Source organism: Mycobacterium sp., from assembly GCF_039583805.1.
GTDB lineage: Bacteria > Actinomycetota > Actinomycetes > Mycobacteriales > Mycobacteriaceae > Mycobacterium.
In genome coordinates this window covers 1-11,156 of sequence record NZ_JAVKSH010000115.1, presented here as the reverse complement: position 1 = coordinate 11,156, position 11,156 = coordinate 1, and the positions used below count along the sequence as shown (strand labels likewise).

Annotated in this window: 8 protein-coding genes; 6 read left to right on the top strand and 2 right to left on the bottom strand. The window is 62.6% G+C overall.

All coding sequences use genetic code 11. The features are described from left to right. From ABDW21_RS14385 to ABDW21_RS14365, 5 genes are all read left to right on the top strand, one after another. A partial coding sequence (locus tag ABDW21_RS14385; protein WP_343710610.1) for an acyl carrier protein occupies positions 1–258 on the top strand: 258 nt, incomplete at its 5' end. A 52-nt stretch (positions 259–310) separates the two neighbouring features. Continuing rightward, positions 311–1,786: a condensation domain-containing protein gene (locus tag ABDW21_RS14380; protein ID WP_343710609.1), complete on the top strand. Its 1,476-nt coding sequence runs from the start codon at positions 311–313 to the stop codon at positions 1,784–1,786. A 15-nt stretch (positions 1,787–1,801) separates the two neighbouring features. Continuing rightward, complete coding sequence (locus ABDW21_RS14375) at positions 1,802–5,023, top strand: RND family transporter (RefSeq protein ID WP_343710608.1); 3,222 nt, start codon at positions 1,802–1,804, stop codon at positions 5,021–5,023. Positions 5,024–5,033: 10 nt separating this feature from the next. Continuing rightward, positions 5,034–6,302 carry a glycosyltransferase gene (locus tag ABDW21_RS14370; protein ID WP_343710607.1) on the top strand — a complete coding sequence of 423 codons (1,269 nt, stop codon included), beginning with the start codon at positions 5,034–5,036 and terminating at the stop codon, positions 6,300–6,302. 51 nt (positions 6,303–6,353) lie between these two features. Beyond that, positions 6,354–7,262: a glycosyltransferase family 2 protein gene (locus tag ABDW21_RS14365; RefSeq protein WP_343710606.1), complete on the top strand. Its 909-nt coding sequence runs from the start codon at positions 6,354–6,356 to the stop codon at positions 7,260–7,262. Between the two features lie 109 nt (positions 7,263–7,371). Here ABDW21_RS14365 and ABDW21_RS14360 read toward each other — a convergent pair whose 3' ends face one another. Beyond that, on the bottom strand, positions 7,372–8,151 hold the full coding sequence (locus ABDW21_RS14360; RefSeq protein ID WP_343710605.1) for a glycosyltransferase family 2 protein: 780 nt from the start codon (positions 8,149–8,151) through the stop codon (positions 7,372–7,374). 153 nt (positions 8,152–8,304) lie between these two features. Further along, complete coding sequence (locus tag ABDW21_RS14355; protein WP_343710604.1) at positions 8,305–9,063, bottom strand: GAP family protein; 759 nt, start codon at positions 9,061–9,063, stop codon at positions 8,305–8,307. Between the two features lie 244 nt (positions 9,064–9,307). On the opposite strand from ABDW21_RS14355, the gene ABDW21_RS14350 reads away from it, so the two are divergent. After that, positions 9,308–11,020, top strand: coding sequence for a glycosyltransferase family 2 protein (locus tag ABDW21_RS14350; RefSeq protein WP_343710603.1), 1,713 nt, complete (start codon positions 9,308–9,310; stop codon positions 11,018–11,020). Positions 11,021–11,156 lie beyond the last annotated feature (136 nt).

Sequence of the window (11,156 nt, the reverse complement as noted above, 5' to 3'; positions counted from 1 at the left end):
CGTGACGAACTCGACGAGCTGCCGCTCGACGAATGGCCCACCCGGCTGCGCCGCCTGATCTCCGAGCAAGTCGGCCTGATCCTGCGCCGCACCATCGATCCGGATCGCCCGCTGTCGGAGTACGGGCTGGACTCGCTGGGCAACCTGGAACTGCGGACGCACATCAAGGCCGAAACGGGGATTCGTATCACCTCAGCGGATATCACCACGATACGGGGGTTGTCGGGGCTACTCTACGAAAAGCTGGCGCCGGAGTAGACCCCATCGCATGTCCGCGAAAACGCGCAGGTTTGGAATATGAGGAGGGAAAGTGTTCATTGGCGGGGGTTCGGCAAATATAGGCCTGCATGTGGGGAAGGTCTGCGACTGGAACATCGGCGCAGGCCAGGTGGTGTCGTGGCAGCCGACACCGGCCAGCGTTGACAAAGCGCGGAAAGCACCGGCAAGCCCGGTGCCGCCCAGCTCGATGCAAGCAGGCCACCTGCGCGGCTATGTCGAGTTCAAAAAGCGGGGCGACGACTATTCGCGGCTGGTGATGGGTTCCTGGGACGTTCCCGGTAAATGCGATATCCGCACCATGACGCACGTCGTCAATACGCATCTTCGCCGCCACGAAACCTACCGCAGCTGGTTCGACTACAAAGAGGACCGCAACATCGTGCGGCACCGTATCGACAACCCTCGCGATATCCAGTTCGTTCCGGTCGAATATGGCGAGTTGACCCAGCCCGAATGGCGTGACCTGGTTCTGTCGACTCCCAACCCATTGCAGTGGGATTGTTTCCGGTTCGGCATCATCCAGTATGCGGAGCACTTCTCGATCTACGCGATCGTCGACCATCTGCACTGCGATCCCGCGCTGGTTTCCGCGTTGTACGCCGAGATTCTGGCGAATTACCGCGGCCTGATGGGCGGCAAGCCGCCCGTCGCGCTGCCGGCGTCGGCCAGCCACGACGACTTCTGCCGCCGGGAGGCGCAGACCGCGGCGGCGATGACCCTGGACTCCCCGGAGGTGCGCAGGTGGATCGAGTTCGCGGAGAACAACGGCGGCGGCATGCCGGACTTCCCGCTGCCGCTGGGTGACCAGTCGATAGCGCTGGGCGGCGACATCATGGTGGTGCCGCTGATGGACCCCGACGAGACGGCCAGCTTCGAATCCGGCTGCATCGCGGCGGGTGCCCGGTTCAGCGGCGGTTTGTTCGCCTGCGCGGCCCTGGCGCAGTACGAGTTGACCGGGCAGGAGATCTACTACGGGCTGACCCCGATCGACAAGCGCAGGACGCCGGCGGAGTACATGACGATGGGCTGGTTCACCGGCATCGTGCCGTTCACCATTCCCGTCGACCCGAACTCGTTCGACGCGACCGCCCGGGCCACCCAGGCTTCCTTCGACGAGAACATCGAACTCGCGAATGTGCCGTACGAGCGCGTTCTGGAGTTGGCGCCGTGGCTGAAGAGGTACGGACCGGACTTCTCCATGATGAACTACATGGATGCCGGCCTTCCCCCACTGTCCGCTGTCGTCGCCTCCGCGTTGGTCGGGTCGAATGCAACCGCCTACAACGACGCCCGGAGCCCCGCGTACCTGTACATGTCGGTGATCCGGCTGTTCGACGAGGTGTCGCTGATGGTGTCCTTCCCGAACAACCCGATCGCCCGGGAATCGGTGACCCGGTACACGGACACGCTGAAGTCCGTCTTCAGCCGGGTTGCGGCGGGCCGCTACTCGGCGGAGCCGGCACGCAGCGGCGCCAACGCATTCTTTGGGGTCGAGGGAGCAATTTAAGGAGCTAGGCCGAGCATGGAAGCTCCCGAGTCCGCCCCGGTTGGAAACCTTTTCCAACGAGTGGGCGACGTGGTGGTCCGGTGGCCGCTGCTGGTCATCGGCTTCTGGATCGCGCTCGCAGCCGTTCTGGTGACCGCTCTCCCATCGTTGCCGGTGGTGGCCGCGCGCCAGCAGGTGCAGGTGCTGCCGGAGGACGCTCCGGTGTTGGTCGCGACCAAGCAGATGAGCGAGGCGTTTCACGACGCGGGCTCGGACAACGCGTTGTTCGTCATCCTGACCGACGAGAACGGGCTCTCCCCCGCCGACGTGAAGACGTACAAAGCCCTGGTCGAGAAGCTGCACCAGGACAAGCAGGACATCGATTCGGTGCAGGACTTCGTCGGCGTGCCGCAGCTGCGGGAGATCTTGGAGAGTAAGGACAAGAAGGCCTGGAACCTGCCGATCATCCTCAAAGGCCAACTCGGCTCACCGGAGGCCCGCTACGGGTATAAGCATGTCGCCGACACCGTCCGGCAGGCTGTCGCCGGATCGACGCTGACCGCTCACGTGACCGGCCCCGCGGCCACGGTCACCGACATCGTCGAGGTCAGCGAGCACGATCTGCACCTGATCGAGACGGGGACCGCGATCATCGTGCTCCTCATCTTGCTGATCGTGTACCGAAATCCGGTCACCATGCTGTTGCCGTTGATCACGATCGGCGCAACCCTGGTGACCGCGCAGGGTGCGCTCGCCGGATTCGCCGAACTCGGCCTGGCGATTTCCAGCCAGACGATCGTCTTCATGACGGCGGTCATGGTCGGCGCCGGAACCGACTACGCCGTCTTCCTGATCAGCCGATATCACGACTACGTGCGACGCGGCGCGGATTCGGATCAGGCCGTCACGAGAGCGTTGGCGTCGATCGGCAAGGTGATCGCCGCGTCGGCAGCGACGGTGGGGGTCACCTTCATGGCGATGATCTTCGCCCGGTTGCCGGTGTTCACCACGGTCGGCCCGGCGATTTCGATCTGCATCGCGGTGTCGTTCGCCGCCGCGGTGACGCTGCTTCCCGCCATCCTGGTGCTGGCGGGACGGCGTGGCTGGATCAAGCCGCGGCGTGGCCTGACCAACCGCTTCTGGCGGCGCACGGGCATACGCATCGTGCGCCGCCCGGTGGTCCACCTGGCCGGCAGCCTGGCCGTCCTGATTGCGCTGGCTGCCTGCGTGAGCCTGGCCCATTTCAACTACGACGACCGCAAGACGTTGCCGGGTAATCTGGAGAGCACCGTCGGGGCTGCGGCGATGGAGCGCCACTTCCCGCCGGACACGGTCACCGCGCAGTTCCTGTTAGTCCAGTCGCCGCACGACCTGCGCACGCCGCAGGCCCTTGCCGACCTCGAGCAGATGGCGCGGCGGGTCAGCCAGGTGCCCGACGTCGCCATCATCAGGGGTATCACCCGGCCCACCGGCGAGCCGCTGGAACAGGCCAAGACGTCGTATCAGGCCGGCGAAGTGGGCGGCAAGCTGAACGAGGCGTCCAAGCAGATCGCCAACCACTCCAACGACCTGAGCGCGCTGACCGGCGGTGCCAACACACTGGCCGACAGCCTCGGCCAAGTGAGAAGCCAAGTCATTGTGGCCCTGGGCCCGATTCAAGGCTTGGTCGGCGCGCTCACCGCCGTGCAGAACCAGCTCGGCGGCGGCAAGATGCTCAGCCAACTGGACAACGCCTCCAAGCTGCTCAACGGGATGCACGCGTTCGGCGACGCGTTCGGGGTGGACCTGGCCAACATGTCTCGGAGCTTCGACTGGGCCGGCCCGGTACTTACGGCGCTGGACGCCAGCCCGATCTGCAATTTCGACGCGTCCTGCGTGAACGCGCGCGGCCAGTTGCAGCGTCTGGTCACCGCGCAACGGAGCGGCGCTTTCGACAAGATCGCCGATCTGGGGCGGCAGATGCAGGCGACACAGGGCGGGCAGACCCTCGAAGCGACGGTGCAGTCGCTGAGCCGCGGGCTTGCCACGGCCACCAGCGCGCTGCGGTCGTTGGGGCTCGGCCAGGCGGGCGGCATCACCGACCGCCTGGCCAACCTGCAAAAAGGGGCCAACGCCCTCGCCGACGGCAGCCGGCGGCTGGCCGACGGCGTGCAACTGCTGGTCGACCAGACGAAAAAGCTGGGCGGCGGTCTCGGCGAAGCCTCGGCGTTCCTGCTGGCCATGAAGGCCGATGCGGGGCAGCCGTCGATGGCGGGGTTCTACATTCCGCCGAAGTTTTTGAACGAGGGGGATTTCAAGAAGGCCGCCGGCATTTTCATCTCGCCGGATGGGCATGCGGCACGCTACATCGTCCAGACCAAGCTGGATCCCTTCGGCACGGCGGCGATGGACCAGGTGAACGCGATTATCGGGGCCGCTCGCGGGGCCCAACCCAACACGGCGCTGGAGGACGCCACGATATCGATGGCGGGAGTCTCGGTGGGGCTGCGGGACACGCGTGACTTCTACAACGCCGACATGCGGTTCTTCGTCCTGGCGACCATCGTCACGGTGCTGATGATCCTGGTCGTGCTGCTGCGCGCGATCGTGGCGCCGCTGTATCTGATCGGTTCGGTGGTGATCTCCTACCTGTCGGCGTTGGGCATCGGCGTCGTCTTGTTTCAATTCTTGCTGCACCAGGAATTGCATTGGAGCATCCCCGGATTGACGTTCATCCTGTTGGTGGCGATGGGAGCCGACTACAACCTGCTGCTGATCACCCGGATCCGCGACGAGTCGCCGCACGGCCTGCGGTTGGGTGTGATCCGCACGGTCGGCTCGACCGGGGGTGTGATCACGTCGGCCGGTTTGATCTTCGCCGCCTCGATGTTCGGCCTGCTGTTCGCCAGTGTGAGCAGCTTGCTGCAGGCCGGTTTCGTCATCGGCGTCGGGATTCTGCTGGACACGTTCGTGGTGCGCACCATCACGGTGCCGGCGATGGCGATCATCATCGGCCGCGCCAACTGGTGGCCCCACCGGTGGCTGCCGCGGCAGTACGCGCTGCGGCGGGACGCGGGGCTGAAAGCCACCCGGGGCCGGCTGGTCAACCTCGTCGCGGGCCGCGCCGCGACGGTCCGGCACGCGTTGCGACGCACGAACGCCGTGCCGGACGATCCCCCGACCGACGGACCGGACACCGCGCCGGCAGAGCACGCGACTACGGGCGCGCAACCGCAGGGCACGACGGCGGATCTCGCCTATGCGGACGGCAACGACTGAGGTCGTGTCGATGAAATTCGTTGTGGCAGTTCATGGAACCCGCGGTGATGTCGAACCCTGCGCCGCTGTCGGTCTGGAGCTGTGGCGACGGGGCCATGACGTGTGCATGGCGGTTCCGCCCAACCTGGTCGGCTTTGTCGAGTCGGCCGGGCTGGCCGCGGTGCCCTACGGGCGGGACTCCGAGGAACACATCAACGCCGTCGCCGACTACGTCCGCGGCGTCGTCAAGATGCAGAATCCTATCAGCGTGGCGCGCACAGCCAAGGGGCTCTTCGTCGAAGGGTGGGCGGAGATGAGCAGGACCCTCACCGCACTGGCGGACTCCGCCGACCTGGTGTTGACCGGTGTGGCGTATCACGGGGTCGCCGCCAATGTCGCGGAGTACTACGGCATTCCGGTGGCCGCACTGCATCATTTCCCGATGCAGGTCAACGGCCGGCTCGGCCTGCCCTCGGTTCCGGTGCCGCCGCCGTTGATCCGCTCCACGATGAGGACGGCTTGGTGGCTGTACTGGCAGATCAGCAGGGAGGTCGAGCAGGCGCAGCGTCGCGAGCTGGGGCTGCCGAAGGCTAAAAGCTCTGCGACACAACGGATCGCAGAGAACGGATCGTTGGAGATTCAGGCGTACGACGAGGTGTGTTTCCCCGGGCTTGCGGCGGAATGGAACGGCCGCCGCCCTTTCGTCGGCGCGCTGACGCTGGACCTGGCCAGCGACGCCGACGACGAGGTCGCATCCTGGATTGCCGCGGGGACGCCGCCGATCTACTTCAGCTTCGGCAGCACACCGGTCAAATCCCGTTCGCAGACACTGGAAATGATCGCGGCAGCCTGCGCTGAGCTGGGCGAGCGGGCGCTGGTCTATTCCGGCGTCGACGACACCGGGCAGCTGCCCAGCTTCGACCACGTCAAGGTTGTGGGTCCGGTGAACTACACGACCATCTTCCCGGCCTGCCGCGCCGTCGTGCATCACGGCGGCGCCGGCACCACCGCCGCGGTCCTGCGAGCCGGGATTCCGGCGTTGGTGCTCTGGGAAGTCGCCGATCAGCCGCTCTGGGCGGCCGTGGTCACACGGCTGAAAGTGGGTTCCGCCCGTCGCCTTTCAGGCATCACCCAGAAATCGCTGGTAAGGGAACTGCGTGAAATCCTCGCGCCGGGCTACGTCGCCCGGGCCCGCGACGTCGCGACCCGGACGACCAAGCCCGCCGCCGGGGCGTCCGCCGCAGCCACGCTTTTGGAGGATGCGGTACGAGACAAACTATTGCCTCTAGAAAGGCACTAACATCATGTTTCGGCCCGGTCGCTAAACTGCCCGGCGATACGCGTTGCATAAATGACCACTTCATCGTATGCTATCGCTGTGGGAAATGATGCATATCTCTTACATCCCGAGCTGCTGGAGTTAGTTCCATTCGGTAGCTCACTGACGGCCAAACTGCTGCAAAACCGCATTGGTGAAACTTTAGTGGATGATCCAGCTACCGATTCAAATATTACTGTGGTGGTTCGAGTATTCAACGAAGCCAGCGCGCTGGAGAAGCTATTCGAAGACATCGACAAACAGGTGTATAGCGGTGCAATCGAAGTGGTAGTCGTTGATAATGGATCAAGCGACAGAAGCCCAGCGATAGCAAAAGACTATGGTGCAGAAGTCGTAACACTGGATCAAAGTAAGTTCACTTATCCACGATCGCTAAATTTGGGTATGGCAGCCGCCAGTAACGATCTGGTCTTCGTGACCGTCGCGCATGTACGCTTGTCAAGCACGCATAGCCTTCACGCAGGTGCCCGCCATTTCACCATAAATAAAAGTACAGCGGGCGCCTTCGGTACGTGTTTCCCTAATGATGGCGCTTCCTACTTCGAACGATGGGGGGCGGCGACTAAGCCCAACCTTTTTCTTGGGAGGCCCGCCGGTCGCGTAGAAAAGGCTGGGCTGGGAGTTTTGGGTGCGACTGGTGCGATGATCGCCAAATCAGCCTGGCAGGAACTTGGCGGCTTCGACGAACGCTACCAGGCAGGCGGCGAAGATACGGCACTGGCGAAATTGATGCTCGAAAACGGATACGGTGTCGTGCGGGAGCCCGCGCTGACCGTACACCACTCGCACGGGCTGGATTTGGCGGACTCGTTCAAGCAGTACGTACACCAGCTCCAGATAGTGAGAGGCCCCCGACAATTTGATCGGTTAGGCTTGCTAAGCCGCAGGCCGGATTTGAGAGCGAACAGGTCGGCATCGTAGCTTGATTGACTGCCGTCTGCCAGGCTACTCGCTCAATCGGTGATGACGTTCCATTTTGCGCTTGCGGTGATCCGCGATGGCTCACGGCGAGGACTGCAAGACGGGCGAGTCAATGGGGGTCCAACAAGTAAGTCGTATACGTCACGCTGGCGGTCTTTTTTGGCCAGCGCTGTTTTGACAACGATCCCGGCGGGAATCGTTTGCGCCACGCACGCCCATAGACTTTTCGCATTCCCCGTTCCATGGCAAACATGGCGCCCGATTCATAGCGCCAATGTCCGAAGTGGACATTGGCGGTCCCCCGCCCGAAGTGGTTGATATAGGCCATTTCGGTGGTGTACAGGCCGAACCCCGCGTCCACGGCACGCAAGGCGAGATCGAAGTCGATCCCCCATCCGTAGCGCCCAAAAGTACGCAGATCCATTCCCCCAATGGTCATCCAGCATTCGCGGGAAATCATGAGCGCCGCCCCCTCTACGAGAGGGACTGCCCGGTATTGTGGTCGGGGAGTGTAGCTTGCGGCGTCCAGCTTCTGGTCAGCTACCGCGCAGGGGAACCCTTGGTCAAGCATTGGCCCGACTATCCCCGCATTAGCGGGTAGACGCGGGTCGAGCAACGCGGCGACGAATCCCTTCGAGATGCGGGTATCATTATTGAGCGTCATTGCATGGGAGTAGCCTTCCGCGAACGCTATCCGGAACCCACGATCGCTACCTCCACCCCAGCCGAGGTTTGCGCCCGGCTTGAGGACCCGTTCGTTGCTGATTTTGCGATAGTCACCGCGGTTGTCGACAATCAGATACTCGGCACCCTCACGCTCCAAGTCCCCGACGAGAGCATGGGTGTATTCGTGTTTTCCGAATGTCGGAACTGTAATGAGCAAGGACACAAGTTAAACGTAGCACCCGGCGACAGCCTCCGCGAAGCCCCACGGCGAGAGAAAACCGTCGAACGTGGACCAGGCCACCCGCCAATTGAAGATTCCGGTTGGTGGGCACCGTGTTGGGGCAGCTCGCACCGCTCAGGTGAATCAGTCTTCGGCTCAGACCCCGGCCATCCCTGTGCTCACCAGTAAAACTCCCGCCACCGCGGCCGTGATAGTGAGAAGCCGTCGACAGTGAGTGCGCATCCAGCTTTGCAACTGCAGTACGCCCACTTGGGTTTTCTCCGGTGCCACAAAGTAACTGACGAGTGGAATCTCGACCATTACCAGCACGACGAGGGTGTACATGGTGATTGCGCCGAGCTGCGTTCCGAATGTGGCTCCCGAGGCCAGTATGGCGTTGAGAGCCACCAGAAATTCGATGGGGGGAATGGCCGTTCCGATACCGGCCACAAACGCCAAGGCGAGATGATCAGTTTCCAACAAACGGTGCGCGCCGCCTGACAGCCGCGAGAATGCGCTCGGCTTGCTCGGCTGCAGTGCCAAGATTGCCGGGGGGGCAAAGCCTATCGGCACCCCCGCACGCTGACGCCACATGACCCCCACACGCTGTCGCCATGAGAAGCGCGCGGAGGCCATCGCGGCGAACAGCAGCGCCAGCACACCCATGGCGATGCGAACATACCCGCCCGTGAAATTCCCAACTGTCGATGCGAGGCCATGCAAAGCCACCGGCACGAGGTCACCGAATAACAGCAGCGCAACAGCGCCGGAGGTCAGGCCGGCTACAATGCCGCCGAGCCAGTACACGACCAGGTTCAGCAGTGGCCGTGGCCGCGAAACTAAAAGCACGGCGATGGCGACACGCACCGGGTCCGTCCAGGTCAGTAGCGCGACCACCAAAACCGCCACCCACATGCGAGGAACGCTACCCACTACGGTGACCTTCGCGCAACATAGGCGACGCGGATCCTATGAGAGCCTGGCAGCTTATCCGTGGGCAGACGCCGCTCTGGTGAACGGTCGTGCTTCGACTGACTACTGCTACACGCGGGCCAGCAAGGCCAACCACGCTGGTGGCCGGCACTCCGCGATCATAGCCAGGGTAAGGCTCTAAGATACTTCACGTGACCTTGACCAATCGCCGGAGCAGGCTGGACAAATGATTGAAGCGCTCGGAATATCGATGGTAAAAAACGAGGTCGACGTTATTGAGGCATTCGTCCGACATAACCTACAATTCATGGATGCCATGGTCATGATCGATAATGACTCGGCCGACGCTACACGCGAAATTATCGTCATGCTACAGCAAGAGGGATTGCCGTTAATTCTGTTCGACGATCCGGTGGTGGCTCACTTCCAGGCAGAAATAGTCACCGTGGTCTATCGCAAGGTTGTCCCCAAGTTCAAGCCGCGTTTTGTGTTCTTGTTAGATGCCGACGAATTTATCGTGGCACCATCGCGTGAGACTTTATACCTTCAACTGCGCACAATGCGTCCTGGTACACAGGCGCAGTACCGCTGGCGTACCTACATCCCCGCGCCGACCGGCGCGGCAGCCGATACGACAGACCCTTTACGAAGTATCACGCACCGAAGGGCGGTTGAGGAAACTTGGTGGAAGACGATCATCGCCACCAAGCCGAAAATTGACATGAAACTGAAGATCCAGCAGGGTAACCATGACGTTAAGTTCGCCGGCCGTTCGCTGCGCCGTCTGAGTTTGCGGAACGTCGCACTAGCGCACTTCCCGGTCCGAAGTGTCGATCAGATCACAGGCAAGGTCTTGGTCGGGTGGATTGCCAACATGGAGCGAAATCGATATGCCCCCGACGGCGGCTACGCGTTTCAGTGGAAAGGGCTCTACGAACGCATCACTCGCGGAACAGGCCTCACACCTGAGGACTTGACGCTCGAAGCGCTCAAATATGGGCAATCGTCTCCGACCCAATCCCGGTGGCCGCAGGACGTGGTCTGTGACCCTGTTCTGCCAGCCTATGCGACACTAGCACTGCGGCCGAAAACTGATTCTACCGCGCTACAAAAAGTTCTAAAATCTGTCGACAAGATCTTCAACCCGGACGCGGCTCTGTCGGGCCATGAGAAAGCTATCGCGCTCCTGCACGATGCCAATCGTAAACGAACGATATGGCGAGACTTTCTATGGCCATCCACGAGCGGTCGCCACCGCCGGAGAGAACGATACATCGACCTCCCGCCTTTCCGGCATCTGGCAGACCGTCATCGACCCGTAGCTGTCCTCGGCATCGGCAGTGAATCCGCGCCGTACCTGAAATATTTCGCTTCCCTGGGGGCCGAGCGCACCATGGTCGTCGACCCCGTCGAGGGGAGATCGGGTCACCTCCGACGCGGCGACTACACCAGCGGAGGTCTGGGCGAGCTTGTGGAGTCGGCCGAGACCTTCGACCTTGTTGTCTGCGTAGCGGCGGCCAATCACCCTCTCGCGCAATCGGAGCGAGTACTCGTCGACAACGTCGTGCGGCATGCAGATCAGCGCATAGTATTCTGCGGCACCCCGCCGCCGGAGCGCAGAGCGCACAATACACATGTGCGGCCGCTGTCGCTGTGGCTTGATTTGTTCGCGTCGGTGGGCTGGTACCCGCGCCTCTTCGATTCGCTTGCGCTGCAATCTCTTTCGACTTTTCCTTGGCTTCGGGGCAGTCTTGTGGTGCTCACGCGAGACGACCGCGGAGCCGCGGCGGCGCACGATCGTCTGACAGAGCTCGAACAAGAGCGGATCAACTGGAATAAAGCCCGGCCGGAGGTGATCACCCACCCATTTACCGAGACGGTGCGCACATTATTTCCGAGTTGGAAAACACGCTGGATCAGACGGGCCCTTCGGAAATAAAAGGGCACCGGTCGACGGCGATGTGCGGGTCGGCGCGCGTTTCGATAAGGCGCGGCCCCAGTGGATCGTGGCGCACGGCCAGCTACGGCGTGCGCGACACCGGACGGTCAATGGTCCATTCGATACGGCGGATTAA

What these genes read in the sequence shown, in the direction of transcription:
- ABDW21_RS14365 (WP_343710606.1), top strand. Translation starts at nt 6,354, where the DNA reads ATGACCACTTCATCGTATGCTATCGCTGTGGGAAATGATGCATATCTC.
- ABDW21_RS14355 (WP_343710604.1), bottom strand. Translation starts at nt 9,063, where the DNA reads ATGTGGGTGGCGGTTTTGGTGGTCGCGCTACTGACCTGGACGGACCCG.
- ABDW21_RS14370 (WP_343710607.1), top strand. Translation starts at nt 5,034, where the DNA reads ATGAAATTCGTTGTGGCAGTTCATGGAACCCGCGGTGATGTCGAACCC.
- ABDW21_RS14375 (WP_343710608.1), top strand. Translation starts at nt 1,802, where the DNA reads ATGGAAGCTCCCGAGTCCGCCCCGGTTGGAAACCTTTTCCAACGAGTG.
- ABDW21_RS14350 (WP_343710603.1), top strand. Translation starts at nt 9,308, where the DNA reads ATGATTGAAGCGCTCGGAATATCGATGGTAAAAAACGAGGTCGACGTT.